The 22,152-nt window shown below is 60.7% G+C and carries 20 protein-coding genes; 7 read left to right on the forward strand and 13 right to left on the reverse strand.

The features are described 5' to 3' along the window. Positions 1-87: 87 nt before the first annotated feature. Complete coding sequence (dusA, locus tag CKW09_RS22125; protein ID WP_061799181.1) at positions 88-1,098, reverse strand: tRNA dihydrouridine(20/20a) synthase DusA; 1,011 nt, start codon at positions 1,096-1,098, stop codon at positions 88-90. A 275-nt stretch (positions 1,099-1,373) separates the two neighbouring features. Between dusA and zur the strand changes: the two genes are divergently transcribed. After that, entirely contained in the window at positions 1,374-1,886 is a 513-nt protein-coding gene (gene zur, locus CKW09_RS22130; protein ID WP_061799183.1) for a zinc uptake transcriptional repressor Zur, read from the forward strand. A gap of 103 nt (positions 1,887-1,989) precedes the next feature. Here the strand turns inward: zur and CKW09_RS22135 are convergent, their stop codons facing one another. The 4 genes from CKW09_RS22135 to CKW09_RS22150 all read right to left on the reverse strand — a co-directional run bounded on the left by CKW09_RS22135 (position 1,990) and on the right by CKW09_RS22150 (position 5,094). Further along, entirely contained in the window at positions 1,990-2,199 is a 210-nt protein-coding gene (locus CKW09_RS22135) for a CsbD family protein (RefSeq protein WP_061799184.1), read from the reverse strand. Positions 2,200-2,516: 317 nt separating this feature from the next. Continuing rightward, the gene (gene dinF, locus CKW09_RS22140; RefSeq protein ID WP_061799185.1) at positions 2,517-3,863 is read right to left on the reverse strand and encodes an MATE family efflux transporter DinF; all 1,347 of its coding nucleotides are present in this window, start codon (positions 3,861-3,863) and stop codon (positions 2,517-2,519) included. A gap of 153 nt (positions 3,864-4,016) precedes the next feature. After that, on the reverse strand, positions 4,017-4,625 hold the full coding sequence (lexA, locus tag CKW09_RS22145) for a transcriptional repressor LexA (protein ID WP_061799187.1): 609 nt from the start codon (positions 4,623-4,625) through the stop codon (positions 4,017-4,019). A 100-nt stretch (positions 4,626-4,725) separates the two neighbouring features. Next, on the reverse strand, positions 4,726-5,094 hold the full coding sequence (locus CKW09_RS22150) for a diacylglycerol kinase (protein WP_061799189.1): 369 nt from the start codon (positions 5,092-5,094) through the stop codon (positions 4,726-4,728). A gap of 149 nt (positions 5,095-5,243) precedes the next feature. Here CKW09_RS22150 and plsB point away from each other — a divergent pair, with 149 nt between their 5' ends. Beyond that, positions 5,244-7,709, forward strand: coding sequence for a glycerol-3-phosphate 1-O-acyltransferase PlsB (gene plsB / locus CKW09_RS22155; protein WP_095099498.1), 2,466 nt, complete (start codon positions 5,244-5,246; stop codon positions 7,707-7,709). Positions 7,710-7,769: 60 nt separating this feature from the next. Here plsB and ubiA read toward each other — a convergent pair whose 3' ends face one another. Next, the gene (gene ubiA, locus CKW09_RS22160; RefSeq protein WP_061799192.1) at positions 7,770-8,642 is read right to left on the reverse strand and encodes a 4-hydroxybenzoate octaprenyltransferase; all 873 of its coding nucleotides are present in this window, start codon (positions 8,640-8,642) and stop codon (positions 7,770-7,772) included. Between the two features lie 17 nt (positions 8,643-8,659). Continuing rightward, positions 8,660-9,175 carry a chorismate lyase gene (gene ubiC / locus CKW09_RS22165; RefSeq protein ID WP_061799193.1) on the reverse strand — a complete coding sequence of 172 codons (516 nt, stop codon included), beginning with the start codon at positions 9,173-9,175 and terminating at the stop codon, positions 8,660-8,662. Between the two features lie 209 nt (positions 9,176-9,384). Between ubiC and CKW09_RS24630 the strand changes: the two genes are divergently transcribed. Further along, on the forward strand, positions 9,385-9,555 hold the full coding sequence (locus CKW09_RS24630; RefSeq protein WP_231922105.1) for a nucleoside hydrolase: 171 nt from the start codon (positions 9,385-9,387) through the stop codon (positions 9,553-9,555). 55 nt (positions 9,556-9,610) lie between these two features. Here the strand turns inward: CKW09_RS24630 and malM are convergent, their stop codons facing one another. From malM to CKW09_RS24970, 4 genes are all read right to left on the reverse strand, one after another. Next, on the reverse strand, positions 9,611-10,522 hold the full coding sequence (gene malM / locus CKW09_RS22175; RefSeq protein WP_061799195.1) for a maltose operon protein MalM: 912 nt from the start codon (positions 10,520-10,522) through the stop codon (positions 9,611-9,613). Between the two features lie 97 nt (positions 10,523-10,619). Next, positions 10,620-11,912 carry a maltoporin gene (locus tag CKW09_RS22180; RefSeq protein WP_145957259.1) on the reverse strand — a complete coding sequence of 431 codons (1,293 nt, stop codon included), beginning with the start codon at positions 11,910-11,912 and terminating at the stop codon, positions 10,620-10,622. A gap of 29 nt (positions 11,913-11,941) precedes the next feature. Continuing rightward, positions 11,942-13,051, reverse strand: coding sequence for a maltose/maltodextrin ABC transporter ATP-binding protein MalK (malK, locus tag CKW09_RS22185; protein ID WP_061799198.1), 1,110 nt, complete (start codon positions 13,049-13,051; stop codon positions 11,942-11,944). Beyond that, positions 13,044-14,015 carry an alpha-amylase family glycosyl hydrolase gene (locus CKW09_RS24970; protein ID WP_095099504.1) on the reverse strand — a complete coding sequence of 324 codons (972 nt, stop codon included), beginning with the start codon at positions 14,013-14,015 and terminating at the stop codon, positions 13,044-13,046. Before CKW09_RS24970 ends, malK begins: the two co-directional genes overlap by 8 nt. A gap of 358 nt (positions 14,016-14,373) precedes the next feature. Here CKW09_RS24970 and malE point away from each other — a divergent pair, with 358 nt between their 5' ends. The 3 genes from malE to malG are packed head-to-tail and all read left to right on the forward strand — an operon-like array spanning position 14,374 to position 18,104. Further along, on the forward strand, positions 14,374-15,567 hold the full coding sequence (gene malE / locus CKW09_RS22195) for a maltose/maltodextrin ABC transporter substrate-binding protein MalE (protein WP_061799201.1): 1,194 nt from the start codon (positions 14,374-14,376) through the stop codon (positions 15,565-15,567). 57 nt (positions 15,568-15,624) lie between these two features. Further along, on the forward strand, positions 15,625-17,202 hold the full coding sequence (gene malF / locus CKW09_RS22200; protein ID WP_095099508.1) for a maltose ABC transporter permease MalF: 1,578 nt from the start codon (positions 15,625-15,627) through the stop codon (positions 17,200-17,202). Between the two features lie 11 nt (positions 17,203-17,213). Continuing rightward, a complete protein-coding gene (malG, locus tag CKW09_RS22205; RefSeq protein ID WP_061799204.1) occupies positions 17,214-18,104 on the forward strand; it encodes a maltose ABC transporter permease MalG in 891 nt (296 codons plus the stop codon). A 99-nt stretch (positions 18,105-18,203) separates the two neighbouring features. Here malG and psiE read toward each other — a convergent pair whose 3' ends face one another. Beyond that, positions 18,204-18,611: a phosphate-starvation-inducible protein PsiE gene (gene psiE, locus CKW09_RS22210; RefSeq protein WP_061799205.1), complete on the reverse strand. Its 408-nt coding sequence runs from the start codon at positions 18,609-18,611 to the stop codon at positions 18,204-18,206. Positions 18,612-18,834: 223 nt separating this feature from the next. Here psiE and CKW09_RS22215 point away from each other — a divergent pair, with 223 nt between their 5' ends. Further along, a complete protein-coding gene (locus CKW09_RS22215; RefSeq protein WP_061799206.1) occupies positions 18,835-20,271 on the forward strand; it encodes a capsule assembly Wzi family protein in 1,437 nt (478 codons plus the stop codon). A gap of 63 nt (positions 20,272-20,334) precedes the next feature. Here CKW09_RS22215 and pgi read toward each other — a convergent pair whose 3' ends face one another. Then, positions 20,335-21,981: a glucose-6-phosphate isomerase gene (pgi, locus tag CKW09_RS22220; RefSeq protein WP_095099511.1), complete on the reverse strand. Its 1,647-nt coding sequence runs from the start codon at positions 21,979-21,981 to the stop codon at positions 20,335-20,337. Positions 21,982-22,152: the final 171 nt, after the last annotated feature.

The raw sequence follows: 22,152 nt of genomic DNA on the forward strand, positions 1-22,152 counted from the left end.
TAACTCATTGAAATATTTGGATAGGCATACAGCAAGACGCTGAATGCCTGGCGAGAAAGACTAACTGTTAGTCAAATTCTTTAGGGGTTATGCCACCTCGGTACGCGGCAGGCGCACCAGATCCAGCGCCGCTTCCACTACCCGCACGTCGGCACCCGGCTTGTGGGCGTTCTCGCTCAGGTGGCGACGCCACTGGCGCGCGCCCGGCACGCCCTGGAACAGGCCGAGGATATGGCGGGTGATATGGCCCAGATAGGTGCCGTTGGACAGCTCGCGCTCGATGTACGGGTACAGCGATTCGATAATCGCCACGCTGTCCTGCACTTCGCTCCGCGCGCCGAACAGTTCGCTGTCGACCCGCGCCAAAATGCCCGGGTTCTGGTAAGCCTCGCGGCCCATCATCACGCCGTCCAGGTGCTGCAGGTGCTGCCGCGCCTCTTCCAGCGTCTTCACGCCGCCGTTGATGGCGATGGTCAGCGCCGGGAAGTCGCGCTTCAGCCGGTACACCCGCGGGTAGTCCAGCGGCGGCACTTCGCGGTTCTCTTTCGGGCTGAGGCCGGAGAGCCAGGCCTTGCGCGCATGGATGGTGAACATGTCGCATTCGCCGCGGCCGGCGACGGTGGCAATGAAATCGCACAGGAACTCATAGCTGTCCTGCTCGTCGATGCCGATGCGCGTCTTGACCGTGACCGGGATCGACACCGCATCGCGCATCGCCTTGATGCAGTCGGCGACCAGCGTCGCCTGGCCCATCAGGCAGGCGCCGAACATGCCGTTCTGCACCCGGTCGGACGGGCAGCCGACGTTGAGGTTGATCTCGTCATAGCCGCGCTGTTCAGCCAATTTGGCGCAGTGCGCCAGCGCCGCCGGATCGCTGCCGCCCAGCTGCAGCGCCACCGGATGCTCTTCTTCGCTGTAAGCCAGGTAGTCGCCCTTGCCGTGGATAATCGCGCCGGTGGTCACCATCTCGGTGTACAGCAGCGTTTCCTTGGTCAGCAGGCGGTGGAAGTAACGGCAATGACGGTCGGTCCAGTCGAGCATCGGCGCGATGGAAAAACGATTGGCGGCGTAGGTTGGGGCGTGGTTGTCTTTCGTCATGCTGGGTTACTGGCTACCTGAGTCTGTCTGGGTTCAACGAACGGCGTAGTGCCGCAAACGGCTATTATAACGACAATCGTCGCCGTTGGGAAAACCCCCGCACCGGCCGCCGCCGCCCACAGGCGGAAAAAAGTTGTGATATGCCTCTCATTTATGACCGTTCACGCCGCGATATTTGCCTTCTGGTGCGCCGTAGTCAGGGGAAAAGGGGCCAACTCTCGGCGATTCGCCGTAATCATGTTAAAATCGCTTTTTTACGTACCGGGATATTTGCGATGAACTCAACCACCCAGGAAAAGCTGCTGGCGCAGGCTGAACAGCTCTGCCAGCAACGCAATGTGCGATTGACGCCGCAACGGCTGGAAGTGTTGCGCCTGATGGCGCAGCAGCCCGGTGCCATCAGCGCTTACGACCTGCTCGACCTGCTGCGCGTCGTCGAACCGCAGGCCAAGCCGCCAACGGTCTACCGCGCGCTGGATTTCCTGCTCGAGCAAGGGTTTATCCACCGGGTGGAATCCGCCAACAGCTATGTGTTGTGCCACCATTTTGAACAGCCGATGCATACCTCCGCGCTGTTTATTTGCGATCGCTGCGGGCAGGTGACCGAACGCACCACCGAAGGCGTAGAAGATACGCTGCAAAAATTGGCGCAAGAGTCAGGGTTCGCGCTGCGCCACAGCGTGGTGGAAGCCCACGGCCTGTGCGCCGGCTGCGTTGAGGTTGAGGCCTGCGACAGCAAGCATGATTGCGGCGAACACGATCACAGCATCGCCATCAAGAAGAAATAGGCGGGATCAGGTACCTCCCTGTACCTGCGGCCATGGCGCCAAGGGGGGAAACGCCAGGCCATCAATGGCAGCTTCCGGCCGCAATCCGCAGCGGCCCGTCGCGCTACCAGCGATACTTGTTGTGATCTTCCCAGGACTTCACTTCTTTCTCGGCCGCCTCTTTCTGGTAGCCATAGCGCTCCTGGATTTTGCCGACAAGCTGTTCGCGTTTCCCTTCGATAACCGCCAGATCGTCATCGGTCAGCTTGCCCCATTGTTCCTTCACTTTCCCTTTAAACTGCTTCCAGTTACCGTCGGCTTGATCTTTGTTCATAGTCTCTCCGTTAACCTGTGGTGAATCAGTTTCAGATCCTGCTGGCCGGGCGCATTACTCAGTAATTTTTATGGTTTATATGCGCTAACCAAAGGGGCGCCGCTCCCCTGCTCACGTCGCCAGCCACATGATTAAGTATAGAATCAGATAGCGACAAATAAAAAGTAAGCAGAATTTAAATCCATTCAAACTTCGTATAACAGTAGAAAACGCCGAAAAACAGCCTGCTAACGGGTTAAGTTCGGCAACGAAAACATGTAACTAAATATGAATTAAAACATAAATAAAATTAATGATTTTGCGTCATTCAGCATCGACTATGTCGCTGAAAACCAGCTGCCGCGCACCCGGTGGCGATGCCAGATCCAACCCAGAGAGAGGCCGCGCAGCGAGAGAAAGACCGCCAGTGCCAGCCACAGCCCATGGTTGCCCAGCAGCGGCACGCTGAACAAGGTGAGCCCATAACCTGCCGCCGCCACCGCCATGCTGTTGCGCATTTCCGCGCCGCGGGTGGCGCCGATAAACATGCCGTCCAGCAGGTAGCACCATACGCCGACCAACGGCAGCGCCACCTGCCACGGCAGATAGTGATTGGCCAACGCGCGCAGCTCCGGCAGCGAGGTCAGCGCCGCCACGATCTGCTGGCCGGCAACGGCGTAAGCCGCGCCAAAGGCCAGGGCCACCAGGCAGGCCTGACGGCAGGCGGCGCGCCATATCCTCCTCAGCTGGCGGTCGTCGCGGGCGCCGTAGGCGTGGCCCGAATGCGCCTCCACCGCGTAAGCGAAACCGTCCAGCGCATAGGCGGTAAAGGTGAGCAGGTTCATCAGCACCGCATTCACCGCCACCACTTCGCTGCCAAGGCGCGCGCCAAAAATGGTCAGAGAGGCGAAGCACAGCTGCAGCAACAGCGAGCGCAGCATAATGTCGCGGTTTAGCGCCAGCAGGCGCCGCAGGTTACCGCGCCAGGCCTGCTGCAGCATCGGCGGTGAAATGCCGCGCAGCCGCATCACGCGCCACGACAGCCATAGCCCGAGCAGCAGCGTGGCGTATTCGGCGATGGCGGTCGCCGTCGCCGCCCCCTGCACGTTCCAGCCCAGCCCCATCACCAGCCAGATATCCAGCACGATGTTCAGCAGGTTGCCGACGATCAACAGGATCACCGGCGCGCGCACGTACTGCACGCCGAGCAGCCAGCCGAGGATCACCATATTGGCCAGCGCCGCCGGGGCGCTCAGCCAACGGATCTCAAGAAACAGCCGCGCCTGCCGCAGTACCTCGGCGTCGCCGCCGACGATCCCCAGCGCCGCATCAATCAGCGGCTGGCGCAACAGCACAATGGCCAGCCCGGCCAGCACCGCCAACAGCAGCGGCTGCATAAAGGCGCGCGCCAGCGCCTGCGGGTTCTGCGCCCCCAGCGCCTGTGCGGCCAAGCCGGTGGTGCTCATGCGCAGGAACAGCAACAGCATAAACAGGAAGCTGGTGGCCATGGCGCCGATCGCCACGCCGCCGAGATAGGTCGGGCTATCGAGATGGCCGATCACCGCGGTATCCACCAGCCCGAGCAGCGGCACGGTAATATTGGAAAAAATCATCGGCAGGGCGAGACGCCACAGGGCTTTATCGGTGTCGCTGGTGAAGGCGGAAAAGGCGGAGATCAGGCGCATGGTGAAATGTTCCCGTGGATACCCTTCATCTTACCAAGCTGCAGGCGTGTCGGCTGCGCATTGAAAGCGATTGGGCACGATATTGAATCAGAAATGACATCGCCCCAAAGCAGGGGCGATTTAAATCGGGGGACGACCGTTCGGGCGCGGCGGTTAAATCCAGTCGCCGTTGCGGATCACGCCGACCGCCAGGCCTTCGATGGTGAAATTCTGCTGACGCAGATCGACCACGATCGGTTGGAATTCGCTGTTTTCCGGCAGCAGTTCAACCACGTTGCCGTGTTTTTTCAGGCGTTTGACCGTGACTTCGTCCTCAATGCGCGCCACCACCACCTGGCCGTTGCGCACGTCCTGAGTCTTGTGCACCGCCAGCAGATCGCCGTCCAGAATGCCGATGTCGCGCATCGACATGCCGTTGACCCGCAGCAGGAAATCCGCGTTCGGTTTGAACAGCGAAGGATCCACCTTGTAGTGGCCTTCGATATGCTGTTGCGCCAGCAGCGGCTCGCCGGCGGCCACCCGGCCGATCAGCGGCAGGCCTTCTTCATCTTCCATCAGCAGGCGGATGCCGCGTGACGCGCCGGAGACGATCTCGATCACCCCTTTGCGCGCCAGCGCCTTCAGGTGTTCTTCGGCGGCATTTGGCGAGCGGAACCCCAGACGCATAGCGATCTCGGCACGCGTCGGCGGCATGCCCGTCTGCGAAATATGATCGCGAATCAGATCATAGACCTCTTGCTGTCTGGTAGTTAGTGCTTTCATTCCGCCCCCTGTTTGTTTATACAGTCTTGCTGTGAGTATATACAGGTAAGCGCGGATTGGGAACCGAAGAATGAATAAAAATCAGGGATTAGCGCCCCGCTCAAAGGAAGTGTTGCCACAGCACCGAGCCCCAGACGAACAGCGCCAGCAGGATCGCCAGCGACACCGCCGCCGACCCCATGTCCTTCGCCCGGCCGGAGAGCTCATGATGCTCGCTGCCGATGCGGTCGACCACCGCCTCGATCGCGCTGTTCAGGATCTCGACGATCATCACCAGCGCCACCGATCCGATCAACAAAATGCGCGCTATCGCACCCACATCCAGCCAGATCGCCAGTATGATGGCCAGCAGGGTCGCCACCAGCTCCTGGCGGAACGCCGCCTCGTGCTGCCAGGCGGCGGAAAGTCCTTTATAAGAGTAGCCGGCGGCTTTAATAATACGGGTCAGGCCGGTTGCTTGGTTCGCCATGTTTTCGGTGCCTTTCTCAGAGGTAAGTCATAATAAAAAGAGTCTAGATCAGCCAGCGTTATCGGCTCTCGGTTTTCCAACACCACAGATCTGCTACCCGGTTTCTGGTATGCTTGCGGCGCATTGCTAACAAGAGGCTTCACGTTGTTATGTCAGGTTGGCGTAAAATTTATTATAAATTATTGAATTTACCACTCAAATTGTTGGTAAGAAGTAAGGTTATCCCTTCAGATCCGGTCACGGAATTAGGGTTGGATCCCTCACGGCCGATTTTGTATGTTTTGCCTTATAATTCCAAGGCGGATTTGCTGACGCTGCGCACTCAGTGCCTGGCGCAGGATCTGCCCGACCCCCTCAACCCGCTGGAAATTGACGGCACGGTGCTGCCGAGCCACGTGTTCATTCACGACGGCCCGCGCGTGTTCCGCTACTACACGCCGAAGGAAGAGTCGGTAAAGCTGTTCCACGACTACCTGGACCTGCACCGCAACAATCCGGATCTCGACATCCAGATGCTGCCGGTCTCGGTGATGTTTGGCCGCTCGCCGGGCCGCGAAGGGCAAGGCACGCCGCATCTGCGCCTGCTGAACGGCGTGCAGAAATTCTTCGCCGTGCTGTGGCTCGGCCGCGACAGCTTCGTGCGCTTCTCCAATACCGTCTCGCTGCGCCGCATGGCCTCCGAACACGGCACGGATAAAATCATCGCGCAGAAGCTGGCGCGCGTGGCGCGCATGCACTTCTCGCGCCAGCGCCTGGCCGCGGTCGGCCCAAGCCTGCCGGCGCGTCAGGATCTGTTCAACAAGCTGCTGGCGTCCAAGGCGATCGAAAAAGCGGTCGAGGACGAGGCGCGCAGCAAGAAGATTTCCCACGAAAAAGCCCAGCAGAACGCCATCGCGCTGATGGAAGAGATCGCCGCCGACTTCTCCTACGAGACCGTGCGCCTCTCCGACCGCGTGCTGAGCTGGACCTGGAACCGGCTGTATCAGGGCATCAACGTCACCAACGCCGAACGCGTGCGCCAGCTGGCGCAGGACGGCCACGAAATCGTCTACGTGCCCTGCCACCGCAGCCACATGGACTACCTGCTGCTGTCCTACGTGCTGTATCACCAGGGCCTGGTGCCGCCGCACATCGCGGCCGGCATCAACCTCAACTTCTGGCCGGCCGGGCCGATCTTCCGCCGCCTGGGCGCGTTCTTCATTCGCCGCACCTTCAAGGGCAACAAGCTGTACTCCACGGTATTCCGCGAGTACCTCGGCGAACTGTTCACCCGCGGCTACTCGGTGGAATACTTCGTCGAAGGCGGCCGCTCGCGCACCGGGCGCCTGCTGGAACCGAAGACCGGCACCCTGTCGATGACCATCCAGGCGATGCTGCGCGGCGGCACCCGTCCCATCACCCTGGTGCCTATCTACATCGGCTACGAGCACGTGATGGAAGTGGGCACCTACGCCAAAGAGCTGCGCGGCGCCACCAAGGAAAAAGAGAGCCTGCTGCAGATGCTGCGCGGCCTGCGCAAGCTGCGCAACCTGGGCCAGGGCTACGTCAACTTCGGCGATCCGCTGCCGCTGACCGCCTATCTGAACCAGCACGTGCCGCAGTGGCGCGAATCGATCGACCCGATCGAAGCCCAGCGCCCAAGCTGGCTGACGCCGACGGTCAACGATCTGGCGGCCAAAATCATGGTGCGCATCAACAACGCCGCCGCGGCCAACGCCATGAATCTGTGCTCCACCGCGCTGCTGGCCTCGCGCCAGCGTTCGCTGACCCGCGAGCAGCTGCTCGAACAGCTCGAGTGCTACCTGCAACTGATGCGCAACGTGCCTTACGCGCACGACGTCACGGTGCCGACCCAGACGCCGGATGAGCTGCTGGATCACGCGTTGAACATGAACAAGTTCGAGGTGGAGAAGGACAACATCGGCGATATCATCATCCTGCCGCGCGAGCAGGCGGTGCTGATGACCTATTACCGCAACAATATCCATCACCTGCTGGTGCTGCCTTCCCTGATCGCCACCATCGTGATGCACCACCGCAAGGTGTCGCGCGCCGAGCTGCTGCGGCAGATCGGTCTGATTTACCCGATGCTGAAAGCCGAGCTGTTCCTGCATAACGACAAGGAACAGCTGGAACAGGTGCTGCAGCCGCTGATCGGCGAAATGATCCGCCAACAGCTGATCTGCGGCAAAGGCGAGGATCTGGTGCTGAACCCGGCGCGCATCCGTCCGCTGCAGCTGCTGGCCGCCGGCGTGCGCGAAACCCTGCAACGCTACGCCATCACCATGTCGATCCTCAGCACCAACCCGAGCATCAACCGCGGCGCGCTGGAGAAAGAGAGCCGCATCATGGCGCAGCGCCTGTCGGTGCTGCACGGCATCAACGCGCCGGAGTTCTTCGACAAGGCGGTGTTCTCCACCCTGGTGGCGACGCTGCGTGAAGAGGGCTACATCAACGACATCGGCGATGCCATCCGCGAGCACACCCTCGAGGTGTACAGCATGCTGAGCGATCTGATCACCCCGGAGATCAAGCTGACCATCGAGAGCGTCAGCATGCCGGCGGAAACCAATGCGCTGCCAGAGGCGACCGCAGAGGAAGAGAAAGAAGGCTGATCCGCGCGAACCGGAAATGCAAAAGGCACCCTCGGGTGCCTTTTTTATTGCTCGCGGCGCTTAAGCCGGCAAATAACTCAGCGCGATGCCGATAAACACCACCAGCCCGACGTAGTTATTGTGCAGAAACGCCCTGAAGCAGGCTTCGCGCTCGCGGGTGGCGACCTGCTTTTGCTGATGGATGAACAGCGCGCCCGCCAGCAGCAGCGACCAGTAAAACGCCCCGCCCAGCTGCGCCAGATACCCGACCCACAGCAGCAGCAGCAGGGTGGCGAACTGCAGCAACCCGACGATCAGCTTGTCGTAGCGGCCAAACAGGATGGCGGTGGATTTGACGCCGATTTTCAGGTCGTCATCGCGGTCCACCATCGCATACAGCGTGTCGTAAGCCACCGTCCAGCAAATGTTGGCCAGCAGCAGCAGCCAGCAGCTCAGCGGCAGCGCTTCGCTGACCGCGGCGTAGGCCATGGGAATGCCCCAGCCGAAGGCGGCGCCCAGCACGAACTGCGGCAGGTTGGTCACCCGCTTCATAAACGGATAAACCCACGCCAGCGCCAGCGCCGCCAGCGACAGCCAGATGGCCATGGCATTCAGCGTCAGCACCAGACCAAACGAGATCAGCACCAGCACCACGAACAGCACCTTGGCCTCTTTCTCGCTCACCCGGCCGCTCGGCATCGGCCGCCCGGCGGTGCGCTTCACGTGGCCGTCGACCGCGCGGTCGGCGTAGTCGTTCACCACGCAGCCGGCGGCGCGCATCAGGAACACGCCGAGCACGAACACCAGCAGGATCGACAGCGGCGGCACGCCCTGCCCGGCCAGCCACAGCGCCCACAGCGTCGGCCACAGCAGCAGCAGGCTGCCGATCGGCTTATCGATGCGCATCAGATGGCTGTAAGCCCGCCATTTGCTTTGAGTCACGCTTCCCTCCAAGGTCTTTCCTCTCCTCTTTAAGCGGGATCCGCCGCATACAGCGGTGAAGCCGGTAAAAACAGCTCGGTCAGCAGCAGCGGTTTGCCCGCCAGCCGCAGACGAGAACGCCGCGCCCACAGCGCATCCTGCCGGCCGATGTGAATGTAATCGCGGGTCAGTTCGCCGCTGCTGAACAGATAACGCCCCAGCGGCAGCGTGCCCAGGTCCACCAGCGCCAGGTCGGGGCCGGTCAGGGTTTCCTGCGGGATCACCGTGCGCCCCAGCAGCCAGGGCCGGTTATCGCCCAGCAGCACGATTTCGCGCAGCCAGTAACGCGGGCTTGCGGGCAGATGCTCCGCCTCTTCCCCCAGCTCGTCACGGCTCACGAAGCATTCGCGCTGCGGTTCAACGTGCACCCGCGCGCAATGACGTTCAAAACGACGGGTCATGGAGCCTAATTCCATCAGCCAGTCGCTCACGGCGGCGGGCGGCGGCGAATGCCGATCGGATAACCACTCAAGCGGCGGCAGGATCGAGTCCCTATTGCCAGACATTGCTCTACTCCACGCCTGAGGCCGCACGCTGCGTGCCGCGCCAGACGATACAAACCGTTAACAGGCCTCCATTGTAACGCAGAAATGCAAAAGCGGCAGGCTGATTCGTGGGGTCAGAATAGGTTGAACCGCGATAAAAAATGCCCGGGCTGTCATCTTTTTTGCCCGCGGTTTTCTCTACCTTCGGGAGCCGTTACGGCGGTGATTCCGTGATCCTCGGCAAAGTTTCGCCTTCGCTGCCGGTGCCGCAGCTGGTCACTGGCGGGGAATATTATGTGGATGTGGCGCTGGAGGGGGCGATGACGCGCGGCATGCCGGAGCGGCGGGTGGATAACGCCCGCCTGCTGACGCCGAGCGGCGAAACCCTGGCCCGCGGATGAAAAAAGGTGCGCCGAAGCGCACCAGTCATAGAGCCAGCATCGGCAGCGTCGGGTACTACCCCTTGCCTTTAACGCTGCTGATAAAGGTTTTACGCGCTGTGGTGGAACCCAGTTTCTCGGCCTCATTCATCAGCTTCAGCGCTTTATCGATATCCCCCGCCTTCACCGCCTGTTTGATGCCGTTATTGAAATAGCTTTCCGTGTCGTTGAGCATCGGCTCCGCCGGTTTGGCCGGCGCGGGCGCCGGAGCCGCAGCCGCCGTTGCGACAGGCGCGGTTGACCCCACCACCACCGGCGTCGCGGTCGGCGCCGGTTGCAGCATGCCGATCATCACGTTGCCGCTGCCCTGCTCGGCGGTCACTTTCAGCCTGAGCGTGCCGCCGGTGCCGTGGCTGGCGACCGGGTCCGGGATATCCGGCACCGCGTTGCCTACGCCGGCGGCATAGGCCTTGGCCGGGTTGGTCAGCTGGGTGGTTTTGGCCAAATCCTGGCGGGTGGTGTACACCAACAGGTAAATCTGCTTTTGCCCCAGCGCCGGGGTCAGCTTCAGCGTGCCCTCCAGCCGATCGGAAGACATCGCGCCCGGCGGCTGATACGGGAAGTAGCTGCTCGGGTAATAGGCCGCCGGCCGCAGGTGTTCATCCAGCACCAGTACGCTCGGCGCATAAATCGAATTATTCTTGCTGATGCTGCTCAGCGTGACTTCCAGCGATCCGCGATCGGCCGGCAGCGTATAGGCGGCGATGGCCCCCTGAATGTCGCCCTGGTTGATCTGCGGGCTGACGTTATCGAGTTTCACCTCCTGCGTGACCGGCGGCTGCAGCGGTTGCCACGGCAGACTTTGCAGCGTGGCGGCGCTGATGGCCGGCGCGACGGAGACGTTGGCCGGCGTATCGGCATAGGCCGCCAGCGGCGCACCCAGGCTCAGCGCCAGCGACAGGCAGAGCGACAGCAGATTTTTTTTCATTGTTATACCCTCTATCGGCGCCGACGCAGGTCAGGCAAGAGAGCCGGCGTCGGCGAATACATGTTGGGGAAAGCACGCGGCTCTCCCCGTCCTGTCATTACCACCAGATTTCCATCTGGGCGCCGAAGGTGACTTCATCGTCATTGCCGCGGCTGAAGGTGTGCATGCTGGTGTCGTTATAGGCGGTGCCGGTGGCGTAACCGGTATCGCTGTTGGTGGCGTAGCCCCATTTCTCGTCCCACTTGGCGTAGGTGGCGAACACGCGGATGGCCGGACGCGACCAGATGCTGTTGCCCGCCTGCCATTGTTGCGCCAGGGTCACTTTGTACTGGCCGTTGCGATCGCCGGTGCGCTGGGACTTGACGTTGTCGTAGCCGGCTTCCAGCAGGGTGCTCATGATCGGCGTCCATTTGTACATCGGCCGCACGCCCAGGGTGTACCAGGTGGTGCCGTTGTCGTTGTCGCGATCGATGTCCTGGAACATGCCGACGTACATCAGCGCCCATTTATCGTTGAAGTCGATGGCGCCGTGATCCAGCACGCGGATCATCTTGCCGTTGTTGTCGATGGTCGCGCCCTGGTTGCGGCCGTTGTTCTGCGAGGTCATGGAGTCGGTGGCGTACTGCAGCACGAACTTGTTGTAGCCGCTCAGGATGCTTTGGGTATGTTCTGCGGTGAACATCCAGCCGTCTTTGCTGGCGCCGTCGGCCAGGCTGTAACCGTCCTGCACGTTGGCGCGGCCGTAGTCCACGCCCAGCTCCAGGGTGCCGCCCGGGTTCAGCTCCAGGCCGGCCAGACGCACGTCGAAGGTGTCGTTGACGGTTGGGCGCTGATCCCACTCGTTATCCAGGTAACCGTAAGAACCGCCGGATTCGGAGTTGCGGGTCACCGCGGCGGACAGCTTGCCGAAGCCCAGATCGATGTTTTCCAGGCCGGCGCCCGGGCCGGAAATATCCCAGTAGTAGAAGTCGATCATATGGACGTCATGACGCTGATAGAAGCGCTTACCGGCCCACATGGTGGAGCCCGGCAGCCAGTCGATCAGGTTTTTACCCTGCACGTTCACTTCGCGGAAGCCCGGCGTCACGTCTTCCCAGTCGGAACGCTGCGAAACGGAGTAGGCCAGGTTGGTATCGAAGTAGAAGCTCTTGTCGCCCTCCTTCCACACTTCCTGCCCCAGTTTCAGTTCGGCGTAGGTTTCGCATTCGTTGCCGAGACGGTATTTGCTCGAGGCCCCGGTGGCCTGGAAGCACTGTTGCTCACCGCCGCTGCCGGTCCAGCCGATGCCGGAACGGGCATAGCCTTTAAAATCGACGGCCATGGCCTGGGTGGTCAGCACACCGGCGGCGATTGCCAGTGCCAGAGGAAGTTTGCGCAGAGTAGTCATCATTATTCTCCTGTTATACAGACTGTGATGCTTTAAACGCCCGGCTCCTGGTGCAGCCGTTTACATGCCGTACCGTCTTCACGGAACAGATGGCAGCGGTGAGGCGGCAGGCCGATGGCGAATGTTGCACCTTCTTCTACCAGCACCACGTCGTTCTGGCGGTACACCAGGTTTTGACGGATTGCCGGGATTTGGATGTGGATTTGCGTCTCGTTGCCGAGCTGCTCGACCACCTGTACATCACCGGTCAGACGAACTTCGGAAGCGTCGCCGGGCAGCAGATGCTCCGGGCGGATGCCCAAAGACAGATTGGTGCCGGGCTGAACCTCGGCGCCTTCCACCGGCAGCCACACCAGCTGGCGGTTCGGCAGTTCGACCTGCACCCGTTGTGGCTCTGCGGCGGTCACCTTGACCGGCAGGAAATTCATTTTCGGCGAGCCGATGAACCCGGCGACGAAGCGATTGGCCGGATAGTGGTACAGCTCCAGCGGCTTGCCGACCTGGGCCACGCGCCCGGCGTCGAGCACCACGATCTTGTCGGCCAGCGTCATCGCTTCGACCTGATCGTGGGTCACGTAGATCATGGTGCGCTGCAGGCGCTTGTGCAGGCGGGAGATCTCGATGCGCATCTGCACCCGCAGCGCGGCGTCGAGGTTGGACAACGGCTCGTCGAGCAGGAACACGTCCGGTTCGGCCACCAGCGTGCGGCCGATCGCCACGCGCTGACGCTGCCCGCCGGACAGCGCCTTCGGCCGCCGATCGAGCAGGTGCGCCAGCTGCAGCACCTCCGACACCTGGTTCACCCGCTGGGCGATATCGGCCTTCTTCGCGCCGGCCAATTTGAGGCCGAACGACATGTTGTCCGCCACCGACAGGTGCGGATACAGCGCGTAGGACTGGAACACCATGCCGATGCCGCGCTCGGAAGGCGGCACGTCGTTCATGCGTTTTTCGCCGATCAGCAGCTCGCCGGAGGTGATGTCCTCCAGCCCGGCGATCATGCGCAGCAGCGTCGATTTGCCGCAGCCCGAGGGCCCGACAAACACCACAAACTCGCCGTCATCGATGGTCAGATTGACGTCTTTGGAAATCACAGCCTCGCCGAAGGCCTTATAAACGCCGCGCAGTGTGACGCTAGCCATGCGTTACTCCCCTGCTTTCGCAGTTAACATTTCGTGTAAAAATGGCGGACGCAAAGCCCGCCAAAACCCATTGATGACCCTCTTGCTGCGCGCCGTGCTGCCATGCCAATGGCAAGGTCGCCTCAGACGGCGCGGCCGCCTGAGTATAAGGCTGCAGGTTAATCAGCGCTTCAAGGCATTGATCCTGATGGGTAATAAGTAAGCGAACCACGCCATTTCGCTGGCTGACCGCGTTCAGTTCGCCGCGCTGGATCAGCGGTGAGCGACGCAACGCCAGCAGCGACTGGCAGTAACGCAGGGTGGAGTGGCTGTCGTGCTGCTGGCGGCTGATGGCCAGCGCGCGGTGCTCGATAGCCACCTGCTGATACCAGTCAATTTCACCGGCGGTCACCTGTTCGGGGGCCTCATGCCACGGCATGCGCGTCTGCGCGCCCCGCGGGTCCTGCAGCCCGGCGGCGTGCGGCAATCCCAGCTCCTCGCCCTGATACAGGCAGATCGGCGCCGGCAGCATCGCCAGCAGCGTCAAAAAAGCGTCGGCGGAGCGCAGATCGCCCTGCCCCCAATGGCTGACCACCCGCGGCTGATCGGCGTCGCCGGTGCTCCACAGGCTGTCCGCCAGGGTAGCGCGGCGAGCGTGCAGCACCGCCACCAGCTTTTCCACGCTGAACGGCACCACGTCCAGCGCCAGCGGGCTGCGGGCATACTGCTGCGGCGCGACGGCGTGGCGAACGTAGCTGCCGCCGTCGCAATACCACAGCGCCAACCCTTGCGCCGCCACCGCGGCGCTGGCCTCCGGCGGCAGCGCCTGCGGCAGCAGCAGGCCATCGATCGACAGCGCGTTAAGGTAGGGCAACGCCGCCAGCATGCCGTGCACGTCGCCCACGCCGTCGCCGTTTCCATCGCGGAAACTGACCGGATGGATCCGGTACAGGGTGGGCTGAGCGACGATAGGCGTTGGCGACATAAATCAGGTTCCCTGCTGCGCGTGGCGTTGAAAATCAATGTGGCCGATAGTGCGGGAGTTGCCGGAAAGGGTAATCATCCGTAACAGGATTTTTCATGGGGGAGGAGACGGGAGGATGAGAGAACGACCGCGGCGCTGAGAAGTTCCCCGCTTAAGGCAAATCTGTGATCAACCCGGCAAAAATCGTCCCCCCATTTTGTGCCTGACGCCACAGAATAGAGCGCAATGTTAACTGGATCACACTACGTCGGCATGGGGCGTAGACGGGGGGAGGATGAGAATGTGTCGCTTTGTGACCCACTATTACCGCGAAACTGCTCTCCTCGATTTATGTGCCCACAATAAAAAGGACCGGATTATGACTCGCAGCATTACCACCGCCCGCACGCTGGTGCTTTCGGCTCTGACCACCCTGGTGCTCTCTTCTTCCGCCTTCGCCAAGATCGAGGAAGGCAAACTGGTTATCTGGATCAACGGCGACAAGGGCTATAACGGCCTGGCCGAGGTCGGCAAAAAGTTCGAGAAAGACACCGGCATCAAGGTCACCATCGAGCATCCGGACAAGCTGGAAGAAAAATACCCGCAGGTGGCCGCCACCGGCGACGGCCCGGACATCATCTTCTGGGCCCATGACCGCTTCGGCGGCTATGCGCAATCCGGCTTGCTGGCCGAAATCCACCCGTCCAAGGCCTTCCAGGACAAACTGTTCCCGTTCACCTGGGACGCGGTGCGCTATGACGGCAAGCTGATCGGCTACCCGATCGCCGTTGAAGCGCTGTCGCTGATTTATAACAAGGACCTGATCAAGCAGGCGCCGAAGACCTGGGAAGAGATCCCGGCGTTGGACAAGCAGCTGCGCGCCAGCGGCAAGAGCGCCATCATGTGGAACCTGCAGGAACCCTACTTCACCTGGCCGATCATCGCCGCCGACGGCGGTTACGCCTTCAAGTATGAGAACGGCAAGTACAACATCAAGGACGTCGGCGTGGCCAATGCCGGCTCGCAGGCCGGCCTGCAGTTCATCGTCGATCTGGTGAAGAACAAGCACGTCAACGCCGACACCGATTACTCGATCGCCGAAGCGGCGTTCAACAAGGGCCAGACCGCCATGACCATCAACGGTCCCTGGGCCTGGAGCAACATCGAGCAAAGCAAGATCAACTACGGCGTGACCCTGCTGCCGACCTTTAAAGGCAAGCCGTCCAAACCCTTCGTCGGCGTGCTGACCGCCGGCATCAACGCCGCCAGCCCGAACAAGGAGCTGGCGACCGAATTCCTGGAAAACTATCTGCTGACCAACGAAGGCCTGGCGGACGTCAACAAAGACAAACCGTTGGGCGCCGTGGCGCTGAAGTCCTACCAGGAGGTGCTGGCGAAAGATCCGAAGATCGCCGCCACCATGCAGAACTCGCAAAACGGCGAAATCATGCCGAACATTCCGCAGATGAGCGCCTTCTGGTACGCCGAACGCAGTGCGGTGATCAACGCCGTCAGCGGCCGCCAGACGGTGAAAGCCGCGCTGGATGACGTGCAGACCCGCATCACCAAGTAACGACGCCGTGCGGGGCGCCACGGTGCCCCGCTGTCGCTCCACAGAAAGGAACGCCCTATGCAATTAGCTCACGCCGGCTCGGCTGTGCGAAAAAAGTCGAAGTGGTGGCAGAGTGAGGGGTTGAAATGGCTGGTTATCGGCCTGTTCAGCCTGATCACCTGCTATCTGATTGTGTTGATGTATGCACAGGGTGAATATCTGTTCGCCATCATGACGCTGATCCTGGTCAGCGCCGGGCTGTACGTCTTCGCCAACCGCCGCGCCTACGCCTGGCGCTATGTGTATCCGGGCGTCGCCGGCATGGGGCTGTTTGTCCTGTTCCCGCTGATTTGCACCATCGCCATCGCCTTTACCAACTACAGCAGCACCAACCAGCTGACCTTCGAACGCGCGCAGTCGGTGCTGATGCAGCGCCAGTTCCAGACCGGGAAAACCTTCAGCTTCGGCCTGTATCCGGCGGACAACCAGCAGTGGCGACTGCAGCTGACCCATCCGGACAGCGGCGAGCGGCTTATCTCCGAACCTTTCCGCTTCGACCCCGCGGCGCCGCAGACCCTGAAGCTGACGGCGGAAAGCGCCGAGCCGGCGGGCGAACGCGCCACGCTGCGGGTGATCACGCAGAATCGTCAGGCGCTGAACCAGCTGGTCGCCCAATTGCCCGACGGCGGCGAGCTGCGCATGAGTTCCCTGCGCCAGTTCTCCGGCACCAGCCCGCTGTATGCGCTGAACAAAGACGATGGCGCGCTGACCAATAATCAGACCCGGGTGACGTATCGGCCAAACGCCGAAATCGGCTTCTATCAGGCGGTCAACGCCGACGGCAACTGGGGGCAGGAAACCCTCAGCCCGGGCTATACCGTCACCACCGGCTGGAAAAACTTCCTGCGGGTGCTGCAGGATGAGGGCATCAAAAAACCGTTCATTTCAATCTTCATCTGGACCATCCTGTTCTCGGTGATGACCGTGATCCTCACCGTGGCGGTCGGCATGGTGCTGGCCTGCGTGGTGCAGTGGGAAGCGCTGAAAGGCAAGGCGGCGTATCGCGTGCTGTTGATCCTGCCCTATGCGGTACCGTCGTTTATTTCGATTCTGATCTTCAAGGGGTTGTTCAACCAAAGCTTCGGCGAGATCAACATGATGCTCAGCCACCTGTTCGGCATCAAACCGGCCTGGTTCAGCGATCCGATCACCGCCAAGAGCATGATTCTGATCGTCAACACCTGGCTGGGCTACCCGTACATGATGATCCTGTGCATGGGGTTGCTGAAAGCGATACCCGACGATCTGTACGAGGCTTCGGCGATGGACGGCGCCAGCCCGCTGCAGAACTTCTTCCGCATTACCTTCCCGCTGCTGATCAAGCCGTTGACGCCGCTGATGATCGCCAGCTTCGCCTTCAACTTTAACAACTTCGTGCTGATCCAGCTGTTGACCAACGGCGGCCCGGACATGATCGGCACCACCACGCCGGCCGGCTCTACCGACCTGCTGGTCAGCTACACCTACCGCATCGCCTTCGAAGGCGGCGGCGGGCAAGACTTCGGCCTGGCGGCCGCCATCGCCACGCTGATTTTCCTGCTGGTGGGCGCGCTGGCGATTCTGAATCTGAAAGCCAGCAAGATGAACTTTGATTAGGGAGAATAATAATGGCCATGGTTCAACCCAAATCCCAGCGCCTGCGTCTGTGGATCACCCATATTCTGATGCTGAGCTTTATCGCCCTGATCATGTTCCCGCTGCTGATGGTGGTGGCCATCTCGCTGCGCTCCGGCAACTTCGCCACCGGCAGCCTGATACCCGAGCAGATTTCCTGGGATCACTGGCGGCTGGCGCTCGGCCTCAGCGTTACCCACGCCGACGGCAGCGTGACGCCGCCGCCGTTCCCGGTGCTGCTGTGGCTGTGGAACTCGATCAAGATCGCGGTGATCACCGCCATCGGCATCGTCACCCTGTCCACCACCTGCGCCTACGCCTTTGCCCGCATGCGCTTTCGCGGCAAAAGCACGCTGCTGAAAAGCATGCTGATTTTCCAGATGTTCCCGGCGGTGCTGTCGCTGGTGGCGCTGTACGCCCTGTTCGATCGGCTGGGCCAGTACCTGCCGTTTATCGGCCTGAACACCCACGGCGGGGTGATCTTCGCCTACATGGGCGGCATTGCGCTGCACGTCTGGACCATCAAAGGCTACTTCGAGACCATCGATAATTCGCTGGAGGAAGCGGCGGCGCTGGATGGCGCCAGCCCCTGGCAGGCCTTCCGCCTGGTGCTGCTGCCGCTGTCGGTGCCGATTCTGGCGGTGGTGTTCATTCTGTCGTTTATCGCCGCCATCACCGAAGTGCCGGTGGCCTCGCTGCTGCTGCGCGACGTGAACAGCTACACGCTGGCGGTCGGCATGCAGCAATATCTCAATCCGCAGAACTATCTGTGGGGCGACTTCGCCGCCGCGGCGGTGCTGTCGGCCATCCCGATTACCGCCGTGTTCCTGCTGGCGCAGCGCTGGCTGGTGGGCGGCCTGACGGCCGGCGGGGTGAAAGGCTAAATTTGTGCCACTGCAATGCGCTTGATGTACTTGCCTGTGTCTTCGGCGGCCCCAGGGGCCGCCATTTTTATGGCATCCAACCACGCAGATAACGGGCAGTTACTCGCGCTTTAGTCGGTCGGTGTTGGCCAGGTAGAGCGTCACCACCAGCAACAATATCGCGCCAGCATAAATTAAGGTATCAAAGGGATTTTTATGATCCACTATGATCAAACGAATAATCGCGGTAATGCCGATATAAATGAAATAGCGCAGCGGGAAATGATAACCCGACTCAAAATACTTTACGATCAAGGCGATAAACTCGAAGTACAGGAAGTAAATCACGATGCCTTCAATCAGCAGGTAGGAGGATGACTCCTCGCTGTTGACAAATAATACTTTCGCCAGGTGAATGGTTTCCTTAACCAGAAAAATCACCAGGATAGCCGCCAACAGCAGCAGGCCAACGTTCAGCACCCGCTGCAGTCCCTTTGCAATCATTATCGAACGCGATGTTTTCGCCATAAAACCCCCTCATAAATAGCGCTGAAATTACCCATAAATCCTGACATAGGCATTATCTTAAAATTTGCCCGCCCTGCGGAAGCACTTTAAACCTAATTCAATTCAACTGGTTACATTAAGATATTTCTGGTGGATATATTTGTAGCAAATTGAAATGTCAACTATGATGGGACATAGATCTTTACATAAAACCAATAACCTCGAATTAACAAGGGAATTCTTTATGCGCGCTAAACTTAACGGACTGGTCGCGGCGGGCCTGTTTACCTGTGCATTAACCGGCCATGCCGCCGGTCTGGTGACCCCTGACAACGATCTGCGCAACGATCTCGCGTGGCTGTCCGACCGCGGCGTGATTAACGTCAGCCTGTCCACCTGGCCGCTGAGCCAGGAAGAAATCAGCTCGGTCATCGCCCAGGCCAAACCGGTGACCAATACCGAAAAGAACGTCATCGATCGCGTGCAACGCCGCGTTGATGCGTTAAAAGCCAATATCCGCGTCAGCGGTTACGCTTCCACCGACAAGCCCGGCACTCCGCAGGGTTTCGGTCAGAATGAATACGCCGACGATCGCCTGACCATCGGCGCCGGCGCCAACGGCGAATTCTGGGACGTGCGTCTGCAGGGGTCGGTCGAAGGCGATCAGCGCGTCAGCGACGGCTCCAAATTCAATATGCAGGGTTCCTACGGTGCGGTGAAGATCTGGAACCAGTGGCTGTCCTTCGGTGAAGTTTCCCAATGGTGGGGCCCTGGCTATGACGGCAGCCTGATCCGCTCCGACGCCGCGCGCCCGGTCACCGGCTTCCTGCTGCAGCGCGCCGACCAGTCGCCGTTCGAAACGCCATGGCTGTCGTGGATTGGCCGCTGGCAGTACCAGCTGACCGCCGGCCAGCTGTCGCAATATACCGCAGTACCTCACACCAAACTGATCGGCGGCCGCTTTACCATGATGCCGACCGACTTCCTCGAACTGGGCGCCTCGCGCATCATGCAATGGGGCGGTGAAGGCCGTCCGCAATCCTGGAGCTCTTTCTGGGATGCGGCAACCGGTAAAGACAACGATGATTCCGGCCAGGGCAACGATCCGGGCAACCAGCTCGCCGGCTTCGATTTCAAGCTGAAAATGCAGCCGCTGATCGGCATGCCGGTCAGCCTGTACGGCCAGTTGGTGGGTGAAGACGAAGCCGGCATGCTGCCGTCGAAGAACACCTATCTTCTGGGCCTGGAAGGTCACCCGGAGTGGGGTTCATCCACCATTAACTGGTCGATTGAAGGGGCGGACACCCGCGCCGACCGTAACCGCAAAAATTACGTGTATAACCACTACACCTATAAGGGTGGTTACTACCAGCAGGGTTACCCGCTGGGCCACGCCATGGGCGGCGACGGCCAGATGTTGTCCGGCCGCGTAGAGCTGGTGCTGGATGACAGCCAGCGCTGGAGCACCCGTCTGGTGTACGCCAAGGTGAACCCGGTCAATCAGTCCATCAACCAGGCGTTCCCGAAATCCGACACGCTGAAAGGCGTTCAGCTCGGCTGGGGCTACACCTTCCCTTCCGCAGTCAAATTCGATACCAGCCTGTGGTACACCAACAGCGACGCCAGCACGGCGGACGACGTGGGCGCCGGCGTCAGCTTCGAAGTGCCGATCGATCTGTAAAATCTGCAGAGCTAAAAAAACCCGCCGCGGCGGGTTTTTTATTGGCTTCAATTCAGGCGGCGATTAGCGCCATTCCTTGAAGCGGTTGATCAGCGCATTGGTTGAGCTGTCGTGGCTGCTGACTTTCTCGCCGCCCGCCAGCTCGGGCAGGATGCGGTTGGCCAGCTGTTTGCCCAGCTCCACGCCCCACTGGTCGAAGGTGAAGATGTTCAGGATCGCGCCCTGGGTAAAGATTTTGTGCTCGTACAGCGCGATCAGGCTGCCCAGGCTGAACGGGGTGATTTCACGCAGCAGGATGGAGTTGGTCGGGCGGTTGCCTTCGAACACCTTGAACGGCGCCACGTGCTTGACCTCTTCCGGCGTCTTGCCCTGCGCGGCGAATTCGGCCTCCACCACCTCCAGCGATTTACCGAACGCCAGCGCTTCGGTTTGCGCGAAGAAGTTCGACAGCAGCTTGGCGTGATGGTCGCTCAGCGGATTATGGCTGACCGCCGGGGCGATAAAGTCGCAGGGAACCAGCTTGGTGCCCTGGTGAATCAGCTGATAGAACGCGTGCTGGCCGTTGGTGCCCGGTTCGCCCCAGATGATGGGGCCGGTCTGGTAATCGACCGGGTTGCCGTTGCGATCGACGTATTTGCCGTTGGATTCCATGTTGCCCTGCTGGAAGTAAGCGGCAAAGCGATGCAGGTACTGATCGTAAGGCAGGATGGCTTCGGTTTCGGCGCCGAAGAAGTTGTTGTACCAGATGCCGATCAACGCCAGCAGCACCGGCAGATTTTTCTCCGCCGGGGTGTTCGCGAAGTGCTGATCCATCGCATGCGCGCCGCTCAGCAGCCGTTCGAAATTGTCGTAGCCCACGGACAGCGCGATCGACAGGCCGATCGCCGACCACAGGGAGTAACGGCCGCCAACCCAGTCCCAGAACTCGAACATGTTGTCGGTATCGATGCCGAACTCGGCCACCGCCTTGCCGTTGGTCGACAGCGCGGCGAAGTGTTTCGCCACGTGCTGCGGGTCGGCGGCGCTGTTCAGGAACCAGTCGCGCGCGCTGTGGGCGTTGGTCATGGTTTCCTGGGTGGTGAAGGTCTTGGACGCCACCAGGAACAGCGTGGTTTCCGGGTTCAGCGGTTTCAGCGTCTCGGCGATATGGGTGCCGTCGACGTTGGAGACGAAATGCATGTTCAGGTGGTTTTTATACGGGCGCAGCGCTTCGGTGACCATATAAGGGCCGAGGTCCGAACCGCCGATGCCGATGTTCACCACGTCGGTGATTGGCTTGCCGGTGTAGCCTTTCCAATCGCCGCCGATCACCCGGCCGCAGAACTGTTTGATTTTTGCCAGCACCGCGTTCACTTCCGGCATCACGTCTTTGCCGTCGACGACGATCGGGCTGTTGCTGCGGTTGCGCAGGGCAACGTGCAGCACCGCGCGGTCTTCGGTGCGGTTGATTTTCTCGCCGGCGAACATCGACTTGATCGCGCCTTGCAGATCGGTCTCTTTCGCCAGCGCCTGCAGTTTTTCCAGGGTTTCTTCAGTGATGCGGTTTTTGGAGTAATCCACCAGCATCTGGTCGTCGAAGGTGGCGGAAAACTTGGTGAAACGCTCACTGTCCTGCGCAAACAGATCGGCGATGCGGACGTCTTTCATCTGTGCAAAATGTTGCTGCAGGGCTTGCCAAGCAGCGGTTTGACTAGGATTGATATTTTTCATAGCAACACTCTTAGGCTTGAGAATAAAGGTGACGTGGTTGTCCGATTGTAGCCTGTTCGACTGTGATTATGATCTCTTTTCTTGCGATAGGCGCTAACTGTCAACGCGTGCCGCATCGTTTCAGCTTTTCCCCTATACTTTTGGCTGACAGCCTGTTATCAGGGCTGCAGA

This window comes from Serratia ficaria, assembly GCF_900187015.1.
Lineage (GTDB): Bacteria > Pseudomonadota > Gammaproteobacteria > Enterobacterales > Enterobacteriaceae > Serratia > Serratia ficaria.

Bases quoted from the DNA above. Each gene is read 5' to 3' on its own strand.
- CKW09_RS24970 (WP_095099504.1), bottom strand. From the start codon at position 14,015: ATGTCGCCAACGCCTATCGTCGCTCAGCCCACCCTGTACCGGATCCAT.
- dusA (WP_061799181.1), bottom strand. From the start codon at position 1,098: ATGACGAAAGACAACCACGCCCCAACCTACGCCGCCAATCGTTTTTCC.
- plsB (WP_095099498.1), top strand. From the start codon at position 5,244: ATGTCAGGTTGGCGTAAAATTTATTATAAATTATTGAATTTACCACTC.
- CKW09_RS22180 (WP_145957259.1), bottom strand. From the start codon at position 11,912: ATGATGACTACTCTGCGCAAACTTCCTCTGGCACTGGCAATCGCCGCC.
- CKW09_RS22215 (WP_061799206.1), top strand. From the start codon at position 18,835: ATGCGCGCTAAACTTAACGGACTGGTCGCGGCGGGCCTGTTTACCTGT.
- malF (WP_095099508.1), top strand. From the start codon at position 15,625: ATGCAATTAGCTCACGCCGGCTCGGCTGTGCGAAAAAAGTCGAAGTGG.
- malK (WP_061799198.1), bottom strand. From the start codon at position 13,051: ATGGCTAGCGTCACACTGCGCGGCGTTTATAAGGCCTTCGGCGAGGCT.
- CKW09_RS22135 (WP_061799184.1), bottom strand. From the start codon at position 2,199: ATGAACAAAGATCAAGCCGACGGTAACTGGAAGCAGTTTAAAGGGAAA.
- malM (WP_061799195.1), bottom strand. From the start codon at position 10,522: ATGAAAAAAAATCTGCTGTCGCTCTGCCTGTCGCTGGCGCTGAGCCTG.
- pgi (WP_095099511.1), bottom strand. From the start codon at position 21,981: ATGAAAAATATCAATCCTAGTCAAACCGCTGCTTGGCAAGCCCTGCAG.
- lexA (WP_061799187.1), bottom strand. From the start codon at position 4,625: ATGAAAGCACTAACTACCAGACAGCAAGAGGTCTATGATCTGATTCGC.
- CKW09_RS22150 (WP_061799189.1), bottom strand. From the start codon at position 5,094: ATGGCGAACCAAGCAACCGGCCTGACCCGTATTATTAAAGCCGCCGGC.
- malG (WP_061799204.1), top strand. From the start codon at position 17,214: ATGGCCATGGTTCAACCCAAATCCCAGCGCCTGCGTCTGTGGATCACC.
- dinF (WP_061799185.1), bottom strand. From the start codon at position 3,863: ATGCGCCTGATCTCCGCCTTTTCCGCCTTCACCAGCGACACCGATAAA.
- zur (WP_061799183.1), top strand. From the start codon at position 1,374: ATGAACTCAACCACCCAGGAAAAGCTGCTGGCGCAGGCTGAACAGCTC.
- ubiC (WP_061799193.1), bottom strand. From the start codon at position 9,175: ATGTCTGGCAATAGGGACTCGATCCTGCCGCCGCTTGAGTGGTTATCC.
- psiE (WP_061799205.1), bottom strand. From the start codon at position 18,611: ATGGCGAAAACATCGCGTTCGATAATGATTGCAAAGGGACTGCAGCGG.
- malE (WP_061799201.1), top strand. From the start codon at position 14,374: ATGACTCGCAGCATTACCACCGCCCGCACGCTGGTGCTTTCGGCTCTG.